This is a genomic window from Cellulomonas sp. H30R-01, assembly GCF_010119915.1.
GTDB classification, from domain to species: Bacteria; Actinomycetota; Actinomycetes; order Actinomycetales; family Cellulomonadaceae; genus Cellulomonas; species Cellulomonas algicola.
Genome location: NZ_CP048210.1, coordinates 401,550 through 426,254 on the forward strand (window position 1 = coordinate 401,550; position 24,705 = coordinate 426,254).

26 protein-coding genes are annotated in these 24,705 nt (G+C 73.2%); 25 read left to right on the forward strand and 1 reads right to left on the reverse strand.

The genetic code is table 11. The features are described 5' to 3' along the window. Positions 1-94: 94 nt before the first annotated feature. The 8 genes from argS (at position 95) to GXP71_RS01810 (ending at position 10,448) form a co-directional block, all read left to right on the forward strand. A complete protein-coding gene (gene argS / locus GXP71_RS01775) occupies positions 95-1,774 on the forward strand; it encodes an arginine--tRNA ligase (protein ID WP_162351247.1) in 1,680 nt (559 codons plus the stop codon). Continuing rightward, complete coding sequence (gene lysA, locus GXP71_RS01780; protein ID WP_238402561.1) at positions 1,771-3,207, forward strand: diaminopimelate decarboxylase; 1,437 nt, start codon at positions 1,771-1,773, stop codon at positions 3,205-3,207. The genes argS and lysA overlap by 4 nt, the downstream gene beginning before the upstream one ends. A gap of 286 nt (positions 3,208-3,493) precedes the next feature. After that, on the forward strand, positions 3,494-4,822 hold the full coding sequence (locus GXP71_RS01785; protein ID WP_162351248.1) for a homoserine dehydrogenase: 1,329 nt from the start codon (positions 3,494-3,496) through the stop codon (positions 4,820-4,822). Then, positions 4,822-5,913 carry a threonine synthase gene (gene thrC / locus GXP71_RS01790; RefSeq protein ID WP_162351249.1) on the forward strand — a complete coding sequence of 364 codons (1,092 nt, stop codon included), beginning with the start codon at positions 4,822-4,824 and terminating at the stop codon, positions 5,911-5,913. Before GXP71_RS01785 ends, thrC begins: the two co-directional genes overlap by 1 nt. A 7-nt stretch (positions 5,914-5,920) precedes the next feature. After that, complete coding sequence (gene thrB / locus GXP71_RS01795; protein ID WP_162351250.1) at positions 5,921-6,904, forward strand: homoserine kinase; 984 nt, start codon at positions 5,921-5,923, stop codon at positions 6,902-6,904. A 276-nt stretch (positions 6,905-7,180) separates the two neighbouring features. Beyond that, positions 7,181-9,241, forward strand: coding sequence for a transcription termination factor Rho (rho, locus tag GXP71_RS01800; protein WP_162351251.1), 2,061 nt, complete (start codon positions 7,181-7,183; stop codon positions 9,239-9,241). A 196-nt stretch (positions 9,242-9,437) separates the two neighbouring features. Further along, positions 9,438-9,941: a DUF6325 family protein gene (locus tag GXP71_RS01805; protein ID WP_202924316.1), complete on the forward strand. Its 504-nt coding sequence runs from the start codon at positions 9,438-9,440 to the stop codon at positions 9,939-9,941. A gap of 159 nt (positions 9,942-10,100) precedes the next feature. Continuing rightward, a complete protein-coding gene (locus GXP71_RS01810) occupies positions 10,101-10,448 on the forward strand; it encodes a TfoX/Sxy family protein (RefSeq protein WP_162351252.1) in 348 nt (115 codons plus the stop codon). A 78-nt stretch (positions 10,449-10,526) separates the two neighbouring features. On the opposite strand, the gene GXP71_RS01815 is transcribed toward GXP71_RS01810, so the two are convergent. Then, the gene (locus GXP71_RS01815; protein WP_124342289.1) at positions 10,527-10,709 is read right to left on the reverse strand and encodes a hypothetical protein; all 183 of its coding nucleotides are present in this window, start codon (positions 10,707-10,709) and stop codon (positions 10,527-10,529) included. A gap of 219 nt (positions 10,710-10,928) precedes the next feature. Between GXP71_RS01815 and GXP71_RS01820 the strand changes: the two genes are divergently transcribed. The 17 genes from GXP71_RS01820 to nucS all read left to right on the forward strand — a co-directional run bounded on the left by GXP71_RS01820 (position 10,929) and on the right by nucS (position 24,673). Then, positions 10,929-11,312 (forward strand): META domain-containing protein, encoded by a 384-nt coding sequence (locus GXP71_RS01820; protein WP_162351253.1) that lies wholly within the window; start codon positions 10,929-10,931, stop codon positions 11,310-11,312. 151 nt (positions 11,313-11,463) lie between these two features. Further along, the gene (gene rpmE / locus GXP71_RS01825; RefSeq protein ID WP_124342288.1) at positions 11,464-11,679 is read left to right on the forward strand and encodes a 50S ribosomal protein L31; all 216 of its coding nucleotides are present in this window, start codon (positions 11,464-11,466) and stop codon (positions 11,677-11,679) included. Positions 11,680-11,811: 132 nt separating this feature from the next. Next, entirely contained in the window at positions 11,812-12,909 is a 1,098-nt protein-coding gene (prfA, locus tag GXP71_RS01830; RefSeq protein ID WP_162351254.1) for a peptide chain release factor 1, read from the forward strand. After that, positions 12,906-13,871 (forward strand): peptide chain release factor N(5)-glutamine methyltransferase, encoded by a 966-nt coding sequence (gene prmC / locus GXP71_RS01835; protein ID WP_238402562.1) that lies wholly within the window; start codon positions 12,906-12,908, stop codon positions 13,869-13,871. Before prfA ends, prmC begins: the two co-directional genes overlap by 4 nt. Then, positions 13,868-14,536 carry an L-threonylcarbamoyladenylate synthase gene (locus tag GXP71_RS01840; RefSeq protein WP_124342286.1) on the forward strand — a complete coding sequence of 223 codons (669 nt, stop codon included), beginning with the start codon at positions 13,868-13,870 and terminating at the stop codon, positions 14,534-14,536. Before prmC ends, GXP71_RS01840 begins: the two co-directional genes overlap by 4 nt. Further along, entirely contained in the window at positions 14,533-15,645 is a 1,113-nt protein-coding gene (locus GXP71_RS01845; RefSeq protein WP_124342285.1) for an MraY family glycosyltransferase, read from the forward strand. The genes GXP71_RS01840 and GXP71_RS01845 overlap by 4 nt, the downstream gene beginning before the upstream one ends. Continuing rightward, positions 15,642-16,127, forward strand: coding sequence for a hypothetical protein (locus GXP71_RS01850; RefSeq protein WP_370520966.1), 486 nt, complete (start codon positions 15,642-15,644; stop codon positions 16,125-16,127). Before GXP71_RS01845 ends, GXP71_RS01850 begins: the two co-directional genes overlap by 4 nt. Positions 16,128-16,387: 260 nt before the next feature. Further along, the gene (gene atpB, locus GXP71_RS01855) at positions 16,388-17,191 is read left to right on the forward strand and encodes a F0F1 ATP synthase subunit A (RefSeq protein ID WP_124342296.1); all 804 of its coding nucleotides are present in this window, start codon (positions 16,388-16,390) and stop codon (positions 17,189-17,191) included. 95 nt (positions 17,192-17,286) lie between these two features. Continuing rightward, positions 17,287-17,538 (forward strand): ATP synthase F0 subunit C, encoded by a 252-nt coding sequence (atpE, locus tag GXP71_RS01860; RefSeq protein WP_013771954.1) that lies wholly within the window; start codon positions 17,287-17,289, stop codon positions 17,536-17,538. Then, the gene (locus tag GXP71_RS01865; protein WP_162351255.1) at positions 17,535-18,128 is read left to right on the forward strand and encodes a F0F1 ATP synthase subunit B; all 594 of its coding nucleotides are present in this window, start codon (positions 17,535-17,537) and stop codon (positions 18,126-18,128) included. The genes atpE and GXP71_RS01865 overlap by 4 nt, the downstream gene beginning before the upstream one ends. Then, on the forward strand, positions 18,128-18,940 hold the full coding sequence (locus tag GXP71_RS01870; RefSeq protein ID WP_162351256.1) for a F0F1 ATP synthase subunit delta: 813 nt from the start codon (positions 18,128-18,130) through the stop codon (positions 18,938-18,940). The genes GXP71_RS01865 and GXP71_RS01870 overlap by 1 nt, the downstream gene beginning before the upstream one ends. A 78-nt stretch (positions 18,941-19,018) precedes the next feature. Beyond that, positions 19,019-20,647: a F0F1 ATP synthase subunit alpha gene (atpA, locus tag GXP71_RS01875; protein ID WP_162351257.1), complete on the forward strand. Its 1,629-nt coding sequence runs from the start codon at positions 19,019-19,021 to the stop codon at positions 20,645-20,647. Position 20,648: 1 nt separating this feature from the next. Continuing rightward, positions 20,649-21,548 carry a F0F1 ATP synthase subunit gamma gene (locus GXP71_RS01880; protein ID WP_162351258.1) on the forward strand — a complete coding sequence of 300 codons (900 nt, stop codon included), beginning with the start codon at positions 20,649-20,651 and terminating at the stop codon, positions 21,546-21,548. A 64-nt stretch (positions 21,549-21,612) separates the two neighbouring features. After that, positions 21,613-23,094 (forward strand): F0F1 ATP synthase subunit beta, encoded by a 1,482-nt coding sequence (atpD, locus tag GXP71_RS01885; protein WP_162351259.1) that lies wholly within the window; start codon positions 21,613-21,615, stop codon positions 23,092-23,094. Between the two features lie 111 nt (positions 23,095-23,205). Continuing rightward, the gene (locus GXP71_RS01890; RefSeq protein WP_162351260.1) at positions 23,206-23,499 is read left to right on the forward strand and encodes a F0F1 ATP synthase subunit epsilon; all 294 of its coding nucleotides are present in this window, start codon (positions 23,206-23,208) and stop codon (positions 23,497-23,499) included. Positions 23,500-23,512: 13 nt separating this feature from the next. Next, entirely contained in the window at positions 23,513-23,926 is a 414-nt protein-coding gene (locus GXP71_RS01895) for a DUF2550 domain-containing protein (protein ID WP_162351261.1), read from the forward strand. A 51-nt stretch (positions 23,927-23,977) separates the two neighbouring features. Next, a complete protein-coding gene (gene nucS / locus GXP71_RS01900) occupies positions 23,978-24,673 on the forward strand; it encodes an endonuclease NucS (protein ID WP_162351262.1) in 696 nt (231 codons plus the stop codon). Positions 24,674-24,705: the final 32 nt, after the last annotated feature.

A 24,705-nucleotide genomic window follows, 5' to 3' on the forward strand; every position in this document is an offset into this window, starting at 1 on the left:
GCCGCGTCGTGCGGCCCACGAGCGGCGCGCGCCGGACGGGTGCAGGACCCGGACGCGCGTCCGGCCGTCGGCGGCGTTCCCCTACCCTTGACGGGTGACTCCCGCCCAGCTCTCCGAGGCCCTCCGGGCCGCTCTCGTGCACGCCGTCGACGACGGCACGTTCGCCCTCGACGCGGCCGCGATCCCCGCGACCGTGCACCTGGAGCGACCGCGGCAGCGCGAGCACGGCGACTGGGCGACGAACGTCGCGATGCAGCTCGCGAAGAAGGCGGGCACGAACCCGCGCGCGTTCGCGGAGGAGCTCGCGCGCCGGCTCGGTGACACCCCGGGTGTCGCGTCCGTCGACGTCGCGGGGCCCGGCTTCCTCAACATCCGTCTCGACGCGGCCGCGGCGGGCGAGCTCGCGCGCTCGATCGTCGAGCAGGGCGTGGACTACGGGCACGGCGACGCGCTCGCGGGCGTGCGCCTCAACCTGGAGTTCGTGTCGGCCAACCCGACGGGTCCGCTGCACATCGGCGGCGTCCGCTGGGCGGCCGTCGGCGACAGCCTCGCGCGCGTGCTCGAGGCGGCGGGTGCGGACGTGACCCGCGAGTACTACTTCAACGACCACGGCGCGCAGATCGACCGGTTCGCGCGCTCGCTCGTCGCCCGCGCGCTCGGCCAGGCCGCGCCGGAGGACGGGTACGGCGGCTCGTACATCACCGACATCGCCGAGCAGGTCGTCGCGGACGCGCTCGCCGCGGGCGAGCCGGACCCGCGCTCGCTGCCGCTCGACGAGGCGACGGAGGCGTTCCGTGCACGCGGCGTCGACCTGATGTTCGCCGAGATCAAGCAGTCGCTGCACGACTTCGGGGTCGACTTCGACGTGTACTTCCACGAGGACACGCTGCACGAGTCCGGCGCCGTGGAGCGGGCCGTCGAGCGGCTCCGCCAGGGCGGGCACGTCTTCGAGCAGGACGGCGCCGTGTGGCTGCGCACGACCGACTTCGGCGACGACAAGGACCGCGTCGTCATCAAGTCCGACGGCGAGGGCGCCTACATCTCGGGCGACATCGCCTACTACCTGGACAAGCGCGAGCGCGGCTTCGACCGCGTCGTCATCATGCTCGGCGCCGACCACCACGGGTACATCGGCCGGATGATGGCGGTGTGCGCGGCGTTCGGCGACACCCCGCACGTCAACCTCGAGATCCTCATCGGGCAGCTCGTCAACCTGGTCAAGGACGGCGAGCCGGTCCGCATGTCGAAGCGTGCGGGCACCGTCCTCACGATCGAGGACCTCGTCGACGCGGTCGGCGTGGACGCCGCGCGGTACTCGCTCGCGCGGTCGTCGGCGGACTCGTCGATCGACCTCGACCTCGACCTGCTGGCGTCGGCGAAGAACGAGAACCCCGTCTACTACGTGCAGTACGCGCACGCGCGGACGGTCAACGTGGGCCGGAACGCCGCCGACGCGGGCGTCCGCAAGGAGGACGGCTTCGACGCGTCGCTGCTCGACCACGAGTCGGAGTCGGTGCTGCTCGGGCGCCTCGCCGAGCTGCCGCGCGTGATCAACCAGGCCGCCGAGCTGCGCGAGCCGCACCGCGTCGCGCGCTACCTGGAGGAGCTCGCGGGGTCGTACCACAAGTGGTACGACCAGCGCCGGGTCACGCCGTGGGGCGACGAGGAGGTCACGGACGTGCACCGCACGCGCCTGTGGCTCAACGACGCGACGCGTCAGGTGCTCGCCAACGGGCTGGGTCTGCTCGGCGTGAGCGCGCCGGAGCGGATGTGACCGGCGCGGCCCCGCAGCCGTCCGCGCACCTGCACGACGCCGCGACGGTCGTCCCCGGCGAGCCGTGGTCGACGGGTGTCGCGCGCGGCGACGACGGTGCCGTGCGCGTCGCCGGCGTCGACCTCCGGGACCTCGCGGCGGAGCACGGGACCCCGGCCTACGTCCTCGACGAGCAGGACCTGCGCACGCGGGCCCGCTCGTACCGGCGTGCCTTCGCCGAGGCGTTCGCGCAGGTCGGCGCGGAGGTCGACGTCTACTACGCCGGCAAGGCGTTCCTGTCGGTCGCGGTGGCCCGCTGGGTGCACGAGGAAGGCCTGCGCGTCGACACCGCGTCGGGCGGCGAGCTCGCGGTCGCGCTGCGGGCGGGCGTACCGGGCGCGGACATCGGGCTGCACGGCAACAACAAGTCCGACGACGAGCTCACGGCGGCGCTCGACGCGGGCGTCGGCCGCATCATCGTCGACTCGCTCGTCGAGATCGAGCGGCTGGCCGACCTGGTCGCGACCCGCGGCGGTGAGCCCGCACCCGTGATGGTGCGCGTGACCACGGGTGTGCACGCGGGCGGCCACGAGTACATCTCGACCGCGCACGAGGACCAGAAGTTCGGGCTGTCGCTCGCGCCGACGCGGGGGACATCGGACACGGTCGCGGACGCCGACGACGACAGCCCGGCGATGACCGCGCTGCTCGCGGTGCTGGCGCGTCCCGAGCTGCGCCTGCTGGGCATCCACTCGCACATCGGCTCGCAGATCCTCGACCCGTCCGGCTTCGCCGTGGCCGCGAGGTCGGTGCTCGCACTGCGGGCGCGGCTCGCGCGGCGGACGGGCGTGCTCGTCGAGGAGGTCGACCTCGGCGGCGGGTACGGCATCGCCTACCTGCCGGGCGAGGTCGCGCTCGACCCCGACCGCATCGCCAAGGAGATCGCCGCGTCGGTCGCCGACAGCGCCGCCGAGGTCGGCACGGACGTGCCGCGGTTCTCGATCGAGCCGGGCCGCGCGATCGTCGGACCGGCAGGGCTCACGCTCTACACGGTCGGCACTGTCAAGCCCGTGCGCGTCGACGAGGGCCTGACCCGGCTGTACGTGTCCGTCGACGGGGGCATGAGCGACAACATCCGCCCCGCGCTGTACGGCGCGCGGTACCACGCGGAGGTCGTCGGGCGGCTGTCGACGGCGGACCGCGTGCTGGCCCGCGTCGTGGGGAAGCACTGCGAGAGCGGCGACATCGTCGTGCACGAGGTGCTGCTCCCGGGCGACGTCCGCGCGGGCGACCTCCTCGCGGTCGCGGCGACGGGGGCCTACGGGCGCTCGATGGCCTCGAACTACAACCTGCTGACCCGCCCGCCGGTCGTGGCGGTGTCCGACGGTGCGTCGCGCGTCCTGGTCCGCCGCGAGACGGTCACGGACCTCCTCGCGCTCGACGCCGACGCCTGACAGGCGCTCCGCCGCGCTCCCGCCAGGCCGGGCCGGCCCGCGCCCGACCCGGGGCTGGTGACCGCAAGGACGCTGTCACCGGTACTCAGGACCGGGTGGATTGCTCGCGCGCGGTGAGCCGATGCGCGCGCCACCCGAGCAGACGGCCCGCAGGTCGGCCGCTGGACGGCGTCCCGCCCGGTGCGCGCCCGGCTCTATCCTGGGCCGCGTCACCGCCCGACCCCGGTGCCGGTCACGGCCCGCGGACGCGGCGTGGGGTGACACCCACCGACCGAGAGGCCGTCCCGTGGTCCTGCCGTCCGACCCCCGTCCGTCTCTGCGCGTCGCCGTCCTCGGCTGCGGCGTCGTCGGCACGGAGGTCGTCCGGCTCCTCACGACGCAGGCCGACGACCTCGCGGCGCGCGTCGGCGCCCGCCTGGAGCTCGTCGGCGTCGCGGTGCGGGACGTCGACGCCGAGCGCGACCCGGTCGTCGACCGCGCGCTCCTCACCGCCGACGGCACGGCGCTCGTCGAGAAGGCCGACGTCGTCGTCGAGGTCATGGGCGGCATCGAGCCCGCGCGCGGTCTGCTGCTGCACGCGATCGAGCACGGCGCGTCCGTCGTGACCGCCAACAAGGCGCTCCTCGCGCAGGACGGCCCCACGCTCTACGCGGCGGCCGACGCCGCAGGCACCGACCTGTACTTCGAGGCCGCCGTCGCGGGCGCGATCCCGATCGTCCGCCCGGTGCGCGAGTCGCTCGCGGGCGACCACGTGCGCCGCGTGCTCGGCATCGTCAACGGCACGACCAACTACGTGCTCGACCGCATGACGACCGAGGGCCTCGACCTCGACCAGGCGGTCAAGGAGGCACAGGCGCTCGGCTACGCGGAGGCCGACCCGACGGCCGACGTCGAGGGCTACGACGCCGCCGCCAAGGCCGCGATCCTCGCGTCGCTCGCGTTCCACACGCGCGTCGCGCTCGACGACGTGCACCGTGAGGGCATCACCGCGGTGACCGCGCAGGACGTCGAGTGGGCGGCCCGCACGGGCCACGTCATCAAGCTCCTCGCGATCGCCGAGCGGGGCGAGACCGCCGACGGGACGGCGGGCGTCCAGGTCCGCGTCCACCCCGCGCTGCTGCCCGCCGACCACCCGCTCGCGGGCGTGCGGGGCGCGTTCAACGCGGTGTTCGTCGAGGCCGAGGCCGCGGGCGAGCTCATGTTCTACGGCCGCGGCGCGGGCGGCGTCCCCACCGCGTCGGCCGTGCTCGGCGACGTCGTGTCGGTCGCGCGGCACCGCGTGCTCGGCGGCAAGGGCCCGGTCGAGTCGTCGTACGCGGCGTTCCCGGTGCTGCCCGCGGCCGCGGCGCGCACGCGCTACCAGGTGCGGCTCGAGGTCGCCGACCGGCCCGGCGTGCTCGCGCAGGTCGCCGCGGTCCTCGCGTCGCACGACGTGTCGATCGAGGCGGTCCGCCAGACCCCGGCCCGCGACGGCGACCCGACGAGCGCGGTCGCGCACCTCGTCATCACGACGCACACCGCCCCCGACGCTGCCCTGCAGGCCACCGTCGACGCCGTCGCCGGCCTCGACGTGGTCCGCAGCATCGTGTCCGTCCTGCGAGTCGAAGGAGCCTGATGGCCCACCAGTGGCGCGGCGTGATCGCCGAGTACGCCGACCGCCTGCCCGCGCACGTCCAGGAGACCGTCGTCACGCTGGGGGAGGGCGGCACGCCGCTGATCCCGGCGCCCGCGCTGTCGGAGCGCTCGGGCGCGGACGTGTACGTGAAGTTCGAGGGCATGAACCCGACGGGCTCGTTCAAGGACCGCGGCATGACGACCGCGATCTCCGCGTCGGCGGCCCGCGGCGCCAAGGCGGTCGTGTGCGCGTCGACGGGCAACACGTCCGCGTCCGCCGCGGCGTACGCGACGCGTGCGGGCATGGTCTGCGCGGTGCTCGTGCCGGACGGCAAGATCGCGATGGGCAAGCTGTCGCAGGCGATCGCGCACGGTGCGCGGCTGCTCCAGGTCGACGGCAACTTCGACGACTGCCTGGTCGCGGCCCGCAAGCTCGCCGAGGCGTACCCGGTGGACCTGGTCAACTCGGTCAACCCGGACCGCATCGAGGGCCAGAAGACGGGTGCGTTCGAGATCGTCGACGCGCTGGGCGACGCCCCGGACATCCACGTCCTGCCCGTCGGCAACGCGGGCAACATCACCGCGTACTGGAAGGGCTACCGCGAGTACGCGGGCCTCGACGCCGGTGAGCGGCACGGCGCGGTCGCGACGCGGACGCCCGTCATGTGGGGCTTCCAGGCCGCGGGCGCCGCGCCGATCGTCAAGGGCTTCCCGATCGACCAGCCCGAGACCATCGCGACCGCGATCCGCATCGGCAACCCCGCGTCGTGGCAGCAGGCCGAGGACGCGCGCGACGTGTCGGGCGGCCTCATCGAGTCCGTCACGGACCAGCAGATCCTCGCCGCGCACCGCGTGCTCTCGGCCGAGGTCGGCGTGTTCGTCGAACCCGCGTCGGCCGCCGGGGTCGCCGGGCTGCTCATGCTCGCGGAGCAGGGCCGCGTCCCCGCGGGCGCGCGCATCGCGATCACGGTGACGGGGCACGGGCTCAAGGACCCGCAGTGGGCGCTCAAGACCCCCGAGGGTCACGACGTCGAGCCCGTGCGCGTCTCCGCGGACGTGGTGTCGATCGCCGCCGCGCTCGGCCTGGACTGAGGCCGCGATGCGCCTGGGTGCGGACCACGTCCGCGTCCGCGTCCCCGCGACGAGCGCCAACCTCGGTCCGGGGTTCGACGCGCTCGGCGTCGCGCTCACGCTGCACGACGAGCTCGAGGTCCGCGCGCTCGGCACGCCGGGCGTCACGGTCGAGGTGACCGGCGAGGGTGCGGGCGAGGTGCCCGACGACGAGCGGCACCTCGTCGTGCGTGCGCTGCGCACCGCGCTCGACCACGTCGGCGCCCCGCTGACCGGCCTGCACCTGACGTGCCGCAACGCGATCCCGCACGGGCGCGGCCTGGGGTCGTCCGCCGCGGCGGTCGTCGCCGGGATCGTCGCGGCGCGTGCGCTCGTCGCGGACCCCGACGCGCTCGACGACGACACCGCGCTCGCGCTGGCCACCGCGATGGAGGGCCACCCGGACAACGCGGCGCCCGCCCTGCTCGGCGGCGCGACCGTCGCGTGGAGCGACACCGGGACGGGGGCCGTGCGCGCGGCCCGGATCGCGGTGCACGACGACGTCGTGCCGGTGGCCGTCGTCCCCGGGACCCACCTGTCGACCAAGGCGGCCCGCGGTGTCCTGCCCGCGACCGTGCCGCACGCCGACGCCGCGTTCCAGGCCGGCCGTGCGGCGCTGCTCGTCGAGGCCCTCGGACGCCGCCCCGACCTGCTGCTCCCCGCGACCGAGGACCGTCTCCACCAGGAGCAGCGGCGCGCGGTCATGCGCGACTCGCTCGCGCTGGTCGACGTCCTGCGGGCCGCGGGCGTCGCGGCCGTCGTCTCGGGCGCCGGACCCACGGTCCTGGCCCTCGCGCGTCGCACCGGGAAGACGACGGGCCCCGACGGCGTTGAGACAGTCAGCACGGACGCCGACGACGCCCTGGCCGCCGCGTTCGGCGGTGTCATGGGCGGCTGGCGGATCCTCCCGCTCGCGGTCGACGCCGAGGGGGGCCGCGCCGAGCGGGTGCCCTCGAGCCGCCCGATCGGGTGAACCGCGACGCCAGCGGTGCGGCGGGCTCCGGGCCGGACCGACAGTGATAACATCGACGCGTTCCCCGGACCTCGTCCTCCGGGCCGCCCGCGCCGTTCGTCGCCCGGGCGATTCCCTCGAGTCGACCCCCCGGGAGCGCTCCAGCCCACGCGCGCAGATGTCGCAGACGTCGTCGTACGCGCCGTGCCGCTCCATCACCGTCCCCGGTCGTCTGACCGGGGCCCGGCCGCACCCCGTCCCCGTGGGGTGGGCCACCGACGAGGGGAAGGGTCCTTCGTGACAGACACCATCGATCCCGCCGTGACGACCTCCGGCGGGTCCGCCCGCGCCGGCTCGATCACCGCGCTGCGCCTGCCTGAGCTGCAGGCGCTCGCGTCCGAGCTCGGCGTCAAGGGCACCTCGAAGATGCGCAAGGGCGACCTGGTCGACGCGATCAACGCCGCCCGCGGGGGCAACCGCTCCCGTGCGCTCGACGAGCCGCGCCGCACCGAGTCGGTCGCCGTGGCCGACGCCCCGCCCGCGCGGGAGCGTCGCCGCCGTGCGCCGCAGGCCGCCGCGGCGGAGGAGACCGCCGCCGCACCTGCCGCCGAGCGCGAGCAGCCCCGCGAGCAGGGCGACGACCAGCCGCGCGCCGAGCGCGCACCGCGTGCCGAGCGCGAGCCCCGCACGGAGCGCGAGCCCCGCGCCGAGCGCGAGCCGCGTGCCGAGCGGGAGCCCCGTGGCGACCGCGAGCAGCAGGAGCGTCCGCGCCAGGACGCGCTCGCGGGCCTGGAGGCCGCGCTCGACGCGCGCCTCGCCCCGGCCGAGTCGCGTGACGACCGGGCCGCTCGCGGGACCGACGCCGTGCAGGGCGACCGCCGCTCGCGCCGCTCCGGCCGGGGCCAGGGCGCCCCGGAGGACCAGCGCCGCGACGACGAGAACCGTCAGCAGGGCGGCCAGCAGCAGGCCCCGCAGGGTCAGGGCCAGCAGGGCGGCAACCGCCAGGTCAACCAGAACCAGAACCAGAACCAGAACCAGTTCGGTCCGGACGACGACGAGCGCGGCGGTCGCCGGCGTCGCTCGCGCGACCGCTACCGCGACCGGGACCGCAAGGGCCGCCGCGGCCGCGGCGGCCAGCCCGACGTGTCGGGTCTCGACGACATCGAGGTCACCGAGGACGACGTGCTGCTTCCCGTCGCGGGGATCCTCGACGTGCTGGACTCGTACGCGTTCGTGCGCACGACCGGCTACCTGCCCGGCGCGAGCGACGTGTACGTGTCGCTCAACCAGGTGAAGAAGTCCGGCCTGCGCCGCGGCGACGCGATCACCGGCGCGGTCCGTCAGCCCCGTGAAGGCGAGCAGCCGCCGCAGGGCAACCGGCCGAGCAAGTTCAACGCGCTCGTGCGTCTGGACACCGTCAACGGCATGGCGCCCGAGGAGGCGCGCGACCGGCCCGAGTTCACGAAGCTCACGCCCCTGTACCCGCAGGAGCGCCTGCGGCTCGAGACCGAGCCGACGCGCCTCACGCCCCGCGTCATCGACATCGTCGCGCCCATCGGCAAGGGCCAGCGCGGCCTCATCGTCGCGCCGCCCAAGGCGGGCAAGACGATCGTCATGCAGCAGATCGCGAACGCGATCACCGCGAACAACCCCGAGGTCCACCTCATGGTCGTGCTCGTCGACGAGCGCCCCGAGGAGGTCACGGACATGGAGCGGACGGTCAAGGGCGAGGTCATCGCCTCGACGTTCGACCGCCCCGCGTCGGACCACACGATCGTCGCGGAGCTCGCCATCGAGCGTGCGAAGCGTCTGGTCGAGCTCGGCCAGGACGTCGTGGTGCTGCTCGACTCGCTGACCCGTCTGTCGCGCGCGTACAACCTGGCCGCGCCGGCGTCTGGCCGCATCCTGTCGGGTGGTGTCGACGCGTCGGCGCTCTACCCGCCGAAGCGCTTCTTCGGTGCCGCGCGCAACATCGAGAACGGCGGCTCGCTCACGATCCTCGCGTCCGCGCTGGTCGAGACCGGCTCCAAGATGGACGAGGTCATCTTCGAGGAGTTCAAGGGCACCGGGAACATGGAGCTGCGGCTCTCCCGGTCGCTCGCGGACAAGCGGATCTTCCCGGCCGTCGACGTCAACGCGTCGGGCACGCGCCGCGAGGAGATCCTCATGTCGCAGGACGAGCTGAAGATCATCTACAAGCTCCGCCGTGTCATGGGTGCGCTCGACCAGCAGCAGGCGATCGAGCTGCTCATCGGCAAGCTGCGCGACACCAAGTCGAACGTCGAGTTCCTGCTCCAGGTGCAGAAGACGACGCCGGGCGGTCCGATCGGCGACGGCGAGGTCGGCCGCACGGTCTGACGCCGGCACCGGTCACGACGGCCCCGCGCTCCCCACGAGGGAGGTGGGGCCGTCGTCGTCCGCGCGCCCGGACCGGCGCCGCGCGCCGTGCCGGACGGTCGAGGCGGACGATTGTCCTGGACGCGGCACGCTCCTACGATCGATCGCGGAAGGCCCGCCGCCCGCTCGGGGCGACGCGGATCGAGGTGCGAGACCCATGGTTGACCTCGAGCAGTCCGGACCGATCGACTACGTCGTCGTCGAGTTCCCGCCCGGTGGTCTGCGGGGTGACGCCTTCCCCCTCCTCACGGACCTCGTCGACCGCGGCATCATCCGTGCTCTCGACTTCACGGTGGTCGGCCGCGACGCGGACGGCGCGTTCGCGGTGGTCGACTTCGACGAGGTCACGGCGAACAGCGTCGACATGACGCTGTTCCACGGGGTCACGCACGACGTGCTCGACGACGACGACCTGCGGGACGTCGCGCGTCGCGTCCGGCCGGGGTACTCGGTGGCGATCCTGCTGTACGAGAACCTGTGGGCGGCGCCGCTCGCGACGGCGCTGCGGCACAGCGGGGCCCAGCTGCTGGAGAGCCGCCGGTTCCCGGTGCAGGCGATCCTCGCGAAGCTCGACTCGATGGCCGGCGCGGCTCCGGGCACGCTGGGTGACGCACCGGCCCGACGCGCCGACCTGACGCGCCGGCCTGACGCGCCGGCCTGACGCGCCGGCCTGACGAGCCGACCTGACGCGCCGGACGACGCGACGGCTCCGGGCACGGGACTGCGAGGTGCTCGTCGCGGCAGACTGAGCCGTCGGGGGCAGCAGGGCGCCGTCGTCGGTCCGCCCGTGCGCGCGACGCCTCACCGGAAGGGGAGTGCGATGGTCGACGAGGTGCTGGCCGGGCGCGTGCGCGCGCTCGTCGGGGCGCGGGTGCCCGTGCTGGAGCGACGGATGTTCGGCGGGGTCGCGTTCCTCGTCGGCGGTCACCTGGCCGTCGGCGTGAGCGGCCGCCAGGGCGCGGTCATGGTCCGCGTCCCGGCCGAGGAGACCGCTCGCCTGCTCACCGAGCCCGGGACCAGGCCGTTCGTGATGAACGGTCGGCACGCCGCCGGCTGGCTGCTCGTCGAGCCCTCCGCCGTCGAGGACGACGACGACCTCGCGCAGTGGGTCGACGCGGGCGTCGACCACGCGCGCTCGCTCCCCCCGAAGCCGGGTGCGGAGGGCTGACGGGCATCCCCGCCCCGTCGGCACGGCGCTGCCGGCACCGCCGCGACGGGCCGCCCAGGAGAGGGCGGCGCGACGGCGTCAGGTCCGCGGCGTGAACGCGTCGGGCGCGGCGTTCGGGACGCGGTCGCGCCCCGGCCAGCGCTGCTGGTAGGTACGGCGTCGACCGCAGCGGACGCACGTCGCCGTGCGCAGCGTGGACGTACCGGGGACAGGGGTCTTGCCGTCGGGGTCGCCGCGGAAGACGTGCAGGCACACCGTCATTGGTGCTCAGCTCCTCGTGAGAGTGCTCGTGCGGTCCATCGTCCTCGGGCCGCCAGGGCTCCGCGCGCGTCCCACGACGCACGACCGGGTCAAATCCACGATGTGAGACTGGTGTGTCGAAACGTCGCTGACCTGCGACGACGCCATTGCTCCGAACGGGTCTCCGGCGGCGTACCGGCCGTCGGGCGTACCCCGCGCGCCGCTGCTAGCGTGCCCGGTATGAACCGGTACGCGTGGGGACGTCCGGCAGCGGGCGTGATCGGGCTGGTGGTGGCGGCGACAGCGCTCGTCGCGTGCGCGGCGGGCGAGGAGCCCGCCGACGCGGTCGGCACGTGGGGCGAGGACGCCGAGGGCGAGCCGCAGCTGGTCCTCGACGAAGACGGCACGGTCTCCGGGACCGACGGGTGCAACCGCATGACGGGCACCTGGTCCGAGGGCGAGGACCAGGACGTGACGTTCAACGACATGGCGGTCACGCAGATGGCGTGCGACGGCGTCGACGACTGGTTGCGGTCGGCGGCGACCGGTGAGGTCGAGGGGGACGAGCTGGTCGTCTACGACGAGTCGGGCGAGCAGATCGGCACCCTCGCACGCGCGACCTGACGCCCGCCGCGAGGACCTCGCCGGCCCGGGCTGGCCGGGCGGGAAGATTTCGACGCCCGTCCGCGTTCTGGCACAATCGTCTGTTGGTCTGCGGTTCACCCGTGCGCGCAGCGCGCCGGGACCCGGGGACACCCCAACAAGGAGAAGCCCTGTGAAGTCTGACATCCACCCGGAGTACGTGGTCACCGAGGTCACCTGCACCTGCGGCAACACGTTCACCACGCGCTCGACCGTGACGAGCGGCAAGATCCACGCCGACGTCTGCAGCGCCTGCCACCCGTTCTACACGGGCAAGCAGAAGATCCTCGACACCGGTGGCCGCGTGGCCCGGTTCGAGGCGCGCTACGGCAAGAAGTCGGCCAACTAGCACCTCCGCAGCGCCGGTGCCCGGCCGCGGACGACTGCCCTCCATGGCAGTGTCCGCCCGGGTACCGGCGCTGCTGCGTTGTGCGCCCGGCCCGACGCCGGGACCCCTGACCGGCCGCCGGAGGAGCCACCCATGAGCGAGGCGTACGCCGCCGCCCAGCCCCTGCTCGACGAGCACGCCCAGATCGAGGCGCAGCTCGCCGACCCGGCCGTGCACGCGGACGCCGCGCTCGCGCGCCGCCTCGGCCGGCGGTACGCCGAGCTCGGCCGCGTCGCGCAGGCCTACCGCGCGTGGCGGACCGCGGCCGACGACGCCGAGGCCGCCGCCGAGCTCGCCGAGGTCGACGAGGCGTTCGCCGCCGAGCTGCCCGGGCTGCAGGAGGCCGCCCGCAGCGCCGAGACCCGGCTGCGCGACGTGCTCGTCCCGCGCGACCCCGACGACGCGCGCGACGTCATCCTCGAGATCAAGGCCGGGGAGGGCGGCGAGGAGTCGGCGCTGTTCGCGGGCGACCTGCTGCGCATGTACACGCGGTACGCCGAGCGCATGGGCTGGCAGACGCAGGTGCTGGAGTCCACCGAGTCCGACCTCGGCGGGTTCAAGGACGTGCACCTGTCCGTCAAGGCGCGCGGCGCCGTCGCCCCCGAGGACGGCGTCTGGGCGCACCTGAAGTACGAGGGCGGTGTGCACCGCGTGCAGCGCGTCCCGGTCACCGAGTCGCAGGGCCGCATCCACACCTCGGCGGCGGGCGTCCTCGTGCTGCCCGAGGCGGAGGACGAGGGCGAGGTCGAGATCGACCCGAACGACCTGCGCATCGACGTCTACCGCTCGTCCGGCCCGGGCGGGCAGTCGGTCAACACGACCGACTCCGCGGTCCGCATCACGCACCTGCCCAGCGGCATCGTCGTCTCGATGCAGAACGAGAAGTCGCAGCTGCAGAACCGCGAGCAGGCGATGCGCGTGCTGCGCGCCCGGCTCCTCGCCGCGCGGCAGGAGGAGGCCGCGGCCGCCGCGTCGCAGGCCCGCCGCTCGCAGGTGCGCACCGTCGACCGCTCCGAGCGCATCCGGACCTACAACTTCCCGGAGAACCGGATCGCCGACCACCGCACCGGTTACAAGGCGTACAACCTCGACGCCGTGCTCGGCGGCGACCTCGGCGCGGTCGTGCAGTCCGCGGTCGACGCCGACGAGGCCGCGCGGCTCGCGTCCGCCGGCGACGCGGGGGAGTCGTGACGACCGCACCGCCCACGCCGGGGCTGCGCGCGCTCGTCGACGGCGCCACGCGTGTGCTCGCCGAGGCGGGCGTCGGGTCGCCGCGCGTCGACGCGACCGCGCTCGCCGCGCACGCGCTCGGCCTGGACCGCCTCGACCTGGTCCTCGCGCCCCCGGTCCCCGACGGCTTCGCCGAGCGGTACGCGGTGCTCGTCGACCGGCGGCGGCGGCGCGAGCCGCTCCAGCACATCGTCGGCAGCACGACGTTCCGCTGGCTCACGCTGCACGTCGAGCCCGGCGTGTTCGTGCCGCGGCCCGAGACCGAGGTCGTCGGGCAGGTCGCCGTCGACGAGGCCGCGCGCCTCGTCGCGACCGGTGCCGCTCCCGTCGTCGTCGACCTGTGCTGCGGCGCGGGCGGTCTCGGGCTCGCCGTGGCGACCGAGGTGCCGGGCAGCCGCGTCGCTGCCGTCGACGCGTCACCTGCGGCCGTCGCGCTGACCCGGCGGAACGCGACCGATGCCGGTGCCGACGTGCGCGTCGAGCTCGGGGACGTCCGTGACCCCGCGCTGCTCGCCGACCTCGCCGGGAGCGTCGACGTGCTCGTGTCGAACCCGCCCTACATCCCGCCTGACGCCGAGCCGGTCGACCCCGAGGTGCGCGACCACGACCCCGACCTCGCGCTCTACGGGGGCGGCGCCGACGGCCTCGACGTGCCCCGCGCGGTCGTCGCCGCCGCGCTGCGGCTGCTGCGCCCGGGCGGCCTGCTCGTGATGGAGCACGCCGAGGTCCAGGACGCCGCGGCCCGCGACGTCGCGCACGCGACCGGCGGCTTCGTCGACGTGTCGAGCCGCCCGGACCTGACCGGCCGTCCCCGCATGCTCGTGGCGCGCCGAGGCGTCGCCGGGGGAGCCGCGGACGTCCCCACGTGCACGTCCGGGACCGTCCTGGACGGACAGCCGGACGTGGGAGACTCCCCCTCGTGAGCGAGCGCATCCTGCCGGCGTCCGATCCGTCCACCTGGGGTCCCGCGATCGACGAGGCGGTCGCTGCGGTCTCCCGCGGCGCCCTCGTCGTCCTGCCGACGGACACCGTCTACGGCATCGGCGCCGATGCCTTCACCCCGCCCGCGGTGCAGGCCCTGCTCGACGCGAAGGGCCGCGGTCGGCAGATGCCGCCGCCCGTGCTCATGCCCGACGTCCGCACGCTCGACGGCCTCGCCACCGAGGTCTCCGCGGAGGCGCGCGCCCTCGCGGAGGCGTTCTGGCCCGGCGGGCTCACGCTCATCGTGCGCGCGCAGCCGTCGCTCGCGTGGGACCTCGGCGAGACGCACGGCACGGTCGCGCTGCGCGTGCCCGACCACCCGAGCGCGCTCGCGCTGCTGCGCCGCACCGGCCCGATGGCCGTGTCGAGCGCCAACCGGACCGGCTCGCCGGCCGCCGTCACCGCGCAGGACGCGTTCGACCAGCTCGGCGACGCCGTCGCCGTCTACCTCGACGCGGGTGACGCGCCCGGTCAGGTGGCCTCCACGATCGTCGACGCGACCGGCCCGACCCTGCGGCTCGTGCGCGCCGGGGCACTCACGCTCGAGCAGCTCGCGGAGGTCGCCGCCGTCGAGCCGCCTGCCCCGCCCGCGGAGCCCGGCCCGTGAGGGTCTACCTCCTGGCGCTGTTCGTCGCGGCCTCGGTCACGTTCCTCATGACGCCGCTCGCACGCTGGTGCGCGCTGCGGTGGGGCGCGATCACCGCGGTCCGCACGCGTGACGTGCACGCGATCCCGACGCCGCGCCTCGGCGGGATGGCGATGTTCGCCGGCATCCTCGTCGCGCTGCTCGTCTCGAGCCGGATGCCGTTCCTCGCGGGCGTGTACGACAACCCCCACCCGATCGTGGGCATCGTCGGGGGAGCGGCGCTCGTGGTCGCGCTCGGCGTCGCCGACGACATCTGGGACCTCGACTGGCTCACGAAGCTCATCGGCCAGGTGCTCGCCGCCGGGTTCCTGACCTGGCAGGGCGTGATCCTCTACCAGCTGCCCATCGCCGGCACGACGCTGCTGTCGAACCGCACCTGGGTCGTCATCACGATCCTCACCGTCGTCGTCGCGATGAACGCCGTGAACTTCGTCGACGGGCTCGACGGCCTCGCCGCGGGCGTGCTCGCGATCGGCGGCGCCGCCTTCTTCCTCTACTCGTACCAGCTCATCGTCGACGTCCGCCGCGACGACTACGCGAGCCTCGCGACGCTCGTGCTCGCCGTCCTCGTCGGCGCGTGTCTGGGCTTCCTGCCGCACAACCTGTACCCCGCGCGCATCTTCATGGGCGACTCCGGGTCGATGCTGCTGGGCTTCGTGATGTCCGCCGCCGCGATCGTCATCACGGGCCAGATCGAGCTCGAGAGCGTCATGGACCGGCAGAAGTTCCCCGCGTACCTGCCGATGCTGCTGCCGTTCGCCGTGCTCGTGCTGCCGCTGCTCGACATGGCCCTCGCCGTCCTGCGACGCGTGGGTCAGGGGAAGTCGCCGTTCCACCCCGACCGCATGCACCTGCACCACCGACTCCTCGCGCTGGGCCACTCGCACCGGCGCTCGGTCGCGATCATGTACGTCTGGACGGGCGTCTTCGCGTTCGGCGTCGCCGCGCTCGTCGTGTGGTCGACGACGGCCGTGCTCGTCGCGTTCGGCGTCGGCGTGCTGGCCGCGACCCTGCTCACCCTCGGTCCCCTGCGGGACCGGTCCACCGCCCCACCCCTGGAGACACCGTGACGACCGACCCGGCCGACCGCCCCGACGTCCCCGAGCCCGCCACGACCGCCCCCGCGCGGCAGCCCGGCACCACGGGAGCCGCGGCGGACGCCGTCTTCCGCACCGCGCTGCGCGACACGCTCCTGCTCCTCGGTGCGCTCACCGTCCTCGGCGTCGGCATCGGCTGGCTCTTCGCGGGTCTGCCCGGGGTGTGGGGCGCGCTCATCGGTGTCGGGCTCGCGCTCGTGTTCTCGGGCACGACCGTCGTGTCGATGCTCGCCACGTCGCACTCGTCGCCGCAGAAGATGGCGGCCGTCGTCATGGGTGCGTGGCTCGGCAAGGTGATCGTCGTGATCGTCGTCCTCGCGCTCCTCCGCGACCTCGACTTCTACTCCAAGCCGGTCCTCGCCGCGGTGCTCGCGGCGGGCGTCCTCGGGTCGGCGTACCTGGACTACCGCGCGGTGTCGCGCGGGCGCGTCCCGTACGTCGAGCCCTCCGCCTGACACCCCGCCCTCGGCCCCGCCCGCGCCCCGTGCGCTGTGGTGGTCGCCCGCCGCCGCCGCCCGTCCGGACCTGCCACCCGGGCGGGCTCCGCCGGATGGGTCGAAGGTCCCCGCAGGAGGGCGGACGGCGGTGCAGGAGCGGCGGATTCATAGGTTAGGCTTCCTGCCATCCATGACGGCCAGGTGCCGCTCGCATGCCCACGACGACGCGGGCCGCGGTGCATCACGACCACCAGGAGCTCGCTCTGTCCAGCCTCGCGATGATCGCGCCGTTCGCCACGCACGAGGGCGAGAGCGGTGGATTCCATGCGCCGTCGATCACGGACTTCTTCCCGCCGCCGATCCTGTTCGAAGGCACGATCTTCGAGTTCAACCGGATCCAGATGGTGCGGGTCATCGCGGCCGTCGCGCTCGTCGTGATCATGGTCATCGCGGCGAAGCGCGCGAAGCTTGTCCCGGACCGGTTCCAGAACGGCATCGAGCTCCTGCTCGACTTCGTCCGCGTCAACGTCGCGGAGGAGATCCTCGGCAAGGACCGTGCGCGCAAGTATGTGCCGCTGCTGACGACGCTGTTCTTCGCGATCCTCGCGTTCAACATCACGGGCATCATCCCGGGCCTCAACATCGCCGGGACGTCGCTGATCGGCCTGCCGGTCGTGCTCGCGCTGTGGGTCTACGTCATGTACCTCGGTGCCGGCGTCAAGGCGCACGGCGTGGGCGGCTTCCTCAAGGCCAGCCTGTTCCCCCCGGGCGTCCCGTGGTTCATGTACGTGCTGCTGACGCCGATCGAGTTCCTCACGGTCTTCATCATCCGGCCCGCCACGCTGGCGATCCGACTCATGGCCAACATGGTCGCCGGGCACCTCATGCTCGTGCTCTGCTTCTCGGCCACCCAGTACTTCATCTTCGAGGCCGCGCCCGCCATGAAGGCGTTCGGCGCCCTGACCTTCGTCTCGGGCTTCGCGATGACGCTGTTCGAGGCGTTCGTCGCAGCGCTCCAGGCGTACATCTTCGTCGTCCTGACGGCCGTCTACATCAGCCTGTCGGTCGAAGAGGAACACTGACCGTCGTCCCCACCCTCGAGGGCCCCCGCGGTCCTCACCCCACGATCGAGTAGCCGGCCGACCGGTCGGGTACCCAACGGAAGGAACGAGCAACCGTGGCTCTTGCGGACACCAGCACCATCCTCGCGGCGGCGGACGCCGTCTCGGGCAACATCGCGACCGTCGGCTACGGCCTCGCCGTCATCGGCCCCGGTATCGGTCTGGGCATCCTCATCGGCAAGACGATCGAGGGCATCGCCCGCCAGCCCGAGGTCGCCGGCCAGCTGCGCACGACGATGTTCATCGGTATCGGCTTCGTCGAGGTCCTCGGCCTCCTCGGCCTGATCACGGGCTTCCTCTTCCCGTGAGCCTCGCCGCGCTCCCCGCGGCCTTCGTGACGGCCGCGGAAGGGAGCGAGGAAGTCCAGGGCATCGACCTGATCATCCCCGCTCCGTACGACATCTTCTGGTCGTCGGTCGTCCTGCTGATCATCGCGATCGCGTTCTACAAGTACGCGCTCCCGAAGTTCCAGGCGATCCTCGACGAGCGCACCGCCAAGATCGAGGGCGGTCTGGCCAAGGCCGAGCTGGCCCAGGCCGAGGCCGCTGCCGCTCGCGACGAGTACCAGGCACAGCTCCAGGAGGCCCGCACCGAGGCCGCGCGCATCCGCGAGGAGGCACGCGGCGAGGGCAGCCAGATCGTCGCCGAGGCGCGGACGAAGGCCTCCGAGGAGGCCGCGCGCCTCACGGAGACCGCGCACCGTCAGATCGAGGCCGAGCGTCAGCAGGCCGCCGTCCAGCTCAAGCAGGACGTCGGGACCCTCGCGACCGAGCTCGCGTCGAAGATCGTCGGCGAGGCCCTGGAGGACGAGGTGCGCCAGTCGCGCGTCGTCGACCGGTTCCTCGACGAGCTCGCCGCCAACACCGCCAGCACGGCGGACGCAGGTAAGGGGAACTGATGCGCGGGACGAGTCGGGCGTCGCTGGCGGCGGCGGAGGAGCGGTGGGAGCCGGTCCTCGGTGCTGCCGGTGCGCAGTCGTCGGAGCTCGGCGAGCAGCTGTTCGCCCTGGTCGACGCGCTGGACTCCTCCGGCTCGCTGCGCCGGACGCTGGCCGACCCGTCGATCGACGGTGACGCCAAGGCCGGGCTCGTCGGGCGCCTGCTCGCCGCCGCCGACCCCCGGGTCGTCGAGGCGGCCCAGGGGCTCGTGCGGTCGCGCTGGTCGGCCGACGAGGACCTCACCGAGGCGACCGAGCACCTCGCGTTCCACGCGGTGCTCGCCACGGCCGAGGCCGACGGCTCCCTGGCGCGCGTCGAGGAGGAGCTCTTCCGCTTCTCCCGCGCGCTCGCCGGGCAGCGCGAGGTGCGTCGGACGCTGTTCGACACGACCGTCCCGGCCGCGGCTCGCGCGAAGCTCGTCGAGGACATCCTCGCCGGGCGCACGTCGCCGGTGACCGCGACGCTCGCGGAGCGGCTCGCCGCCGCACCGCGCGGCCGGCGCTACGTGCCGGCGCTCGGCCACCTCTCGGACCTCATCGCGGCCCGCCGGAAGCGGCAGGTCGCGACGGTCTCGACCGCGACGCCGCTGAGCGACGCGCAGCGTGACCGGCTCGTCGAGATCCTCGAGCGTGCCTACGGGCGCATCGTGCAGCTCAACGTGGTGCTCGACCCGCACGTGCTCGGTGGCCTGCGCGTGCAGGTCGGCCCTCAGGTCGTGGACGCGACCGTGCTGGCGCGTCTCGCCGACGCCCGACGACGACTTGCCAGCTGACCGGTGCCCGCCCCCGCGAGTGCACCCATGACCTGTGAGACCGCACGCACCGCGTGCGTCCGATGAGGAGAAGGAACAATGGCTGAGCTGACGATCCGGCCGGAGGAGATCCGGGCCGCGCTGGACAGCTTCGTGAAGAGCTACGAGCCGAGCGGTGCGGTGTCCGAAGAGGTCGGCCGCGTCACGCTCGCCGGTGACGGCATCGCGCAGGTCGAGGGCCTGCCGGGCGCCATGGCGAACGAGCTGCTGCGCTTCGAGGACGGGACGCTCGGCCTCGCGCTGAACCTCGACGTCCGCGAGATCGGTGTCGTCGTCCTCGGCGAGTTCACCGGCATCGAGGAGGGCCAGGAGGTCCGCCGGACCGGCGAGGTGCTCTCGGTGCCCGTCGGCGACGGCTACCTCGGCCGCGTCGTGGACCCGCTCGGCCAGCCGATCGACGGTCTCGGCGAGATCGCCACCGAGGGCCGCCGCGCGCTCGAGCTGCAGGCCCCCGGCGTCATGGCCCGCAAGTCGGTCCACGAGCCGCTGCAGACCGGTATCAAGGCCATCGACTCGATGATCCCGATCGGCCGCGGCCAGCGTCAGCTGATCATCGGCGACCGCCAGACCGGCAAGACGGCGATCGCGATCGACACGATCATCAACCAGAAGGCGAACTGGGAGTCGGGCGACCCGACCAAGCAGGTCCGCTGCATCTACGTCGCCATCGGCCAGAAGGGCTCGACCATCGCGTCCGTGCGTGGTGCCCTCGAGGAGGCCGGCGCGCTCGAGTACACGACGATCGTCGCGGCTCCCGCGTCCGACCCGGCCGGCTTCAAGTACCTCGCGCCCTACACCGGCTCGGCCATCGGCCAGCACTGGATGTACGGCGGCAAGCACGTCCTCATCGTGTTCGACGACCTGTCGAAGCAGGCCGAGGCGTACCGCGCCGTGTCGCTCCTGCTGCGCCGCCCGCCGGGCCGCGAGGCGTACCCCGGTGACGTGTTCTACCTGCACTCCCGCCTGCTGGAGCGTTGCGCGAAGCTCTCGGACGAGCTCGGTGCGGGCTCGATGACCGGCCTGCCGATCATCGAGACCAAGGCGAACGACGTGTCGGCGTACATCCCGACCAACGTCATCTCGATCACCGACGGCCAGATCTTCCTCCAGTCCGACCTGTTCAACGCCGACCAGCGCCCCGCGGTCGACGTCGGCATCTCGGTCTCCCGCGTCGGCGGTGCCGCGCAGGTCAAGGCGATGAAGTCGGTCTCCGGCACGCTCAAGCTCGACCTGGCGCAGTTCCGCTCGCTCGAGGCGTTCGCGATGTTCGCGTCCGACCTCGACGCGACGTCGCGTGCCCAGCTCGCCCGTGGCGCCCGCCTGACCGAGCTGCTCAAGCAGGGTCAGTACTCGCCGTTCGCGGTCGAGGACCAGGTCGCGTCGATCTGGGCCGGCACCAAGGGCAAGCTGGACGACGTCCCGGTCGAGGACGTGCGTCGCTTCGAGTCCGAGCTGCTCGACCACCTGCGCCGCAACACCGAGGTGCTCACCACGATCGCGTCGACGGGCAAGCTCGACGACGAGACGACGGACGCCCTCGCGAAGGCGGTCGACGACTTCCGCAACGGCTTCCTCAAGGCAGACGGGACCCCGCTCGTCGGCCAGGGGGACGAGGCGTCGGACGTCGAGGTCGAGCAGGAGCAGATCGTCCGGCAGAAGAAGGCCTGACGTGGCCGGATCGCAGCGCGTCTACAAGCAGCGGATCAAGTCCACCCAGTCGCTCAAGAAGATGTTCCGGGCGCAGGAGCTGATCGCTGCGTCCCGCATCGGCAAGGCGCGGGACCGCGTGAGCATGGCGTCGCCGTACTCGCGGGCGATCACGCGCGCCGTCTCGGCGGTCGCGACGCACTCCAACGTCTCGCACCCGTTCCTCGTGGAGCGGTCCGACACGAAGCGCGTCGCGGTCCTGCTCGTCGCGTCCGACCGCGGCATGGCGGGCGCCTACTCGGCGTCCGTCATCCGCGAGACGGAGCGGCTCATCGCGCGGCTCGAGGGCGAGGGCAAGCAGGTCGCCCTCTACGTCTCGGGTCGTCGTGCGGTGACCTACTACACGTTCCGCGGGCGCGAGCTCGTGGGGCAGTGGTCGGGTCACTCGGACGCGCCGTCCCCCGAGGTCGCCCGGGAGATCGCGGACACGCTGCTCGACGCGTTCCGCGCCCCGGCCGAGGAGGGCGGCATCGCCGAGGTGCACGTCGTCTACACGCAGTTCGTCAACATGGTGACGCAGCGGCCGCGCGTCGTCCGGATGCTGCCGCTCGAGGTCGTCGAGGGCGTCGCGCCCGCCGACGACAAGGGCGCGCTGCCGCTGTACGACTTCGAGCCGAACCCCGAGGTCGTGCTCGACGCGCTGCTGCCGCGCTACGTGCGGTCGCGGATCTTCGCGGCGCTGCTCCAGGCGGCGGCCTCGGAGCTCGCGGCCCGTCAGCGCGCGATGCACACCGCGACGGACAACGCCGAGGACCTCATCCGCACGTACACCCGCCTGGCGAACCAGGCCCGCCAGGGCGAGATCACCCAGGAGATCAGCGAGATCGTGTCGGGCGCCGACGCGCTCGCCTCAGCCTCCTGACCCCGACCGCACGACCCCAGACCATGCCGGAGCGCCGCTCCGGACGAGCGAAGCGAGGCCAGACATGACCGCCACCACCGTCGACGAGACGGCCGCCACCGCCGGCACGCCCGGCGTGGGTCGGGTCGCCCGCGTCATCGGTCCGATCGTGGACATCGAGTTCCCCGCGGACCAGATCCCCGAGCTCTACAACGCGCTGCAGGTCGACATCGACCTCTCCAGCCAGGGCGAGGGCGAGGGCGCGTTCACGATGACCCTCGAGGTCGCCCAGCACCTCGGCGACTCGCTCGTCCGTGCCATCGCGCTCAAGCCGACCGACGGCCTCGTCCGCGGTGCGCAGGTGCGCGACACCGGCGCGCCGATCTCGGTGCCCGTCGGCGACGTCACCAAGGGCAAGGTCTTCAACGTCACGGGCGACGTGCTCAACCTCGCCGAGGGCGAGACGCTCGAGATCACGGAGCGCTGGCCGATCCACCGCAAGCCTCCGGCCTTCGACCAGCTCGAGTCGAAGACCACGATGTTCGAGACCGGCATCAAGGTCATCGACCTGCTCACGCCGTACGTGCAGGGCGGGAAGATCGGTCTGTTCGGTGGTGCGGGCGTCGGCAAGACGGTCCTCATCCAGGAGATGATCCAGCGCGTCGCCCAGAACCACGGTGGTGTGTCGGTGTTCGCCGGTGTCGGCGAGCGCACCCGTGAGGGCAACGACCTCATCGTCGAGATGGAGGAGGCGGGCGTCTTCGACAAGACGGCCCTCGTCTTCGGCCAGATGGACGAGCCGCCGGGCACGCGTCTGCGTGTCGCCCTGTCCGCGCTGACGATGGCGGAGTACTTCCGCGACGTGCAGAAGCAGGACGTGCTGCTCTTCATCGACAACATCTTCCGGTTCACGCAGGCCGGCTCCGAGGTGTCGACGCTGCTCGGCCGCATGCCGTCCGCGGTGGGCTACCAGCCGAACCTCGCCGACGAGATGGGTCTGCTGCAGGAGCGCATCACCTCGACGCGTGGTCACTCGATCACGTCGCTCCAGGCGATCTACGTCCCCGCGGACGACTACACCGACCCGGCCCCGGCGACGACGTTCGCGCACCTCGACGCGACGACGGAGCTCTCGCGTGAGATCGCGTCGCGCGGTCTGTACCCCGCCGTGGACCCGCTGGCCTCGACGTCGCGCATCCTCGACCCGCGCTACGTGGGCCAGGACCACTACGACGTGGCGACGCGCGTGAAGTCGATCCTCCAGCGCAACAAGGAGCTGCAGGACATCATCGCGATCCTCGGTGTCGACGAGCTGTCCGAGGAGGACAAGACCGTCGTCGCGCGGGCGCGCCGCATCCAGCAGTTCCTCTCGCAGAACACCTACATGGCCGAGAAGTTCACCGGCGTCGAGGGCTCGACGGTCCCGGTGTCCGAGACGGTGGAGGCGTTCAAGAAGATCGCGGACGGCGAGTTCGACCACATCGCCGAGCAGGCGTTCTTCAACATCGGCGGGCTCGAGGACCTCGAGCGCAACTGGGCCCGCATCCAGAAGGAGTACGGCGTCTGAGACCCTTCCGTCCCGCGCCCGGCCGCAATGCCGGGCGCGGGACGGCGGTTCTCCGCCGACGGCGCGTCGCAGGGCGCGCCGCCACCGCATCGAACGTGAAGGAGGAGGTCCGTGGCTGACCTCGAGGTCGACCTCGTCGCGACCGACGGCAAGGTCTGGTCGGGCACCGCTCGTCAGGTGTCGGCGCCGGCTGCCGACGGTGAGATCGGCATCCTCGCCGGCCACACCCCGATCCTGTCGGTGCTCCGCCCCGGCGAGGTCCGGGTCCAGCCGGTCGGCGGCGGCGAGCCGCTGCGCTGGCACGTGGACGGCGGCTTCCTGTCCGTCGACTCCGACACCGTGACCGTCGTCGTCGACACGGTCGCGTCCGGCACCCGACCGGCCTCCGCCGGCGACGCGCGCTGAGGTCGATGCGACGGTGAGCCCCGTGGTCGTCGGCCTGCTGATCGGCGCTGCTGCGCTGCTCCTGGCCGTCGTGCTCATGTGGGTCTCGCGCGTGCACACGCTCGAGCGGCGGGTCGGCTCGTTCCGGTGCGCCGTGGGCCGGACGGAGTCCGGACCGTGGTCGCTGGGTATCGCCCAGTACGGCTCGCAGCGGCTCTACTGGTGGCGGCGCTGGTCGCTGTCGCCCCGTCCGTCGATGCGGTGGGACCGCTCCGGTCTGGCCGTCGTCGCACGCGTCCCGGGGACGCACCCGAGCGGCGCGGACGTCGTCGTGGTCACGTGCCGGGTGAGCGGTCGCACGGTCCACCTCATGATGGCGCCCGACGCGTACGCGGGGCTCACGTCCTGGATCGAGGCCACGCCGTCCCACGTCGGCTCGGTGATCTGAGGGGCACCGTCCCCGTCGCCGCACGCCCGTCCTCACAGAAGGTCGTCGTCCATGCGTCTCGTCGTCGCCTCGTGCGCCGCCCGGTACAGCGGCCGGCTCAACGCCCACCTGCCGCGGGCGACGCGTCTGCTCGTCGTCAAGGCTGACGGCAGCGTGCTGCTGCACTCCGACGGTGGCTCGTACAAGCCGCTCAACTGGATGAGCCCGCCGTGCACGATGGTGGTGGGCGAGCCCGACGACGAGTCCCGCGCGGCGGGCGTCACGGCGGTGTGGACCGTGCAGCACACGAAGTCCGACGACCGCCTCGAGATCGACCTGTACGACGTGCTGCACGACTCGGCGCACGACCTGGGCGTGGATCCCGGTCTCGTGAAGGACGGAGTCGAGGCGCACCTGCAGGAGCTGCTGGCGGCGCAGATCCTGCTGCTCGGCGACGGGCACACGCTCGTGCGCCGCGAGTACCCGACGGCGATCGGCCCGGTCGACATCCTCGCGAAGGACCCGCTGGGCGGCACCGTCGCCGTCGAGATCAAGCGCCGCGGCGACATCGACGGCGTCGAGCAGCTCACCCGCTACCTCGAGCTGCTCAACCGCGACCCGCTGCTCGCGCCCGTGCGCGGCGTGTTCGCGGCGCAGGAGATCAAGCCGCAGGCCCGTGTCCTCGCGACGGACCGCGGCATCTCGTGCCTGGTGCTCGACTACGACGCCATGCGTGGCGTCGACGACGTCGACTCGCGCCTCTTCTAGCCCGGCCCGCGCGTCCGTGAGGACGCTCACCG

Coding starts and splice junctions, on each gene's coding strand:
- thrC (WP_162351249.1), top strand. CDS start 4,822: ATGGCCCACCAGTGGCGCGGCGTGATCGCCGAGTACGCCGACCGCCTG.
- thrB (WP_162351250.1), top strand. CDS start 5,921: ATGCGCCTGGGTGCGGACCACGTCCGCGTCCGCGTCCCCGCGACGAGC.
- GXP71_RS01805 (WP_202924316.1), top strand. CDS start 9,438: ATGGTTGACCTCGAGCAGTCCGGACCGATCGACTACGTCGTCGTCGAG.
- GXP71_RS01810 (WP_162351252.1), top strand. CDS start 10,101: ATGGTCGACGAGGTGCTGGCCGGGCGCGTGCGCGCGCTCGTCGGGGCG.
- GXP71_RS01815 (WP_124342289.1), bottom strand. CDS start 10,709: ATGACGGTGTGCCTGCACGTCTTCCGCGGCGACCCCGACGGCAAGACC.
- GXP71_RS01820 (WP_162351253.1), top strand. CDS start 10,929: ATGAACCGGTACGCGTGGGGACGTCCGGCAGCGGGCGTGATCGGGCTG.
- prfA (WP_162351254.1), top strand. CDS start 11,812: ATGAGCGAGGCGTACGCCGCCGCCCAGCCCCTGCTCGACGAGCACGCC.
- atpB (WP_124342296.1), top strand. CDS start 16,388: ATGATCGCGCCGTTCGCCACGCACGAGGGCGAGAGCGGTGGATTCCAT.
- GXP71_RS01870 (WP_162351256.1), top strand. CDS start 18,128: ATGCGCGGGACGAGTCGGGCGTCGCTGGCGGCGGCGGAGGAGCGGTGG.
- atpA (WP_162351257.1), top strand. CDS start 19,019: ATGGCTGAGCTGACGATCCGGCCGGAGGAGATCCGGGCCGCGCTGGAC.
- atpD (WP_162351259.1), top strand. CDS start 21,613: ATGACCGCCACCACCGTCGACGAGACGGCCGCCACCGCCGGCACGCCC.
- nucS (WP_162351262.1), top strand. CDS start 23,978: ATGCGTCTCGTCGTCGCCTCGTGCGCCGCCCGGTACAGCGGCCGGCTC.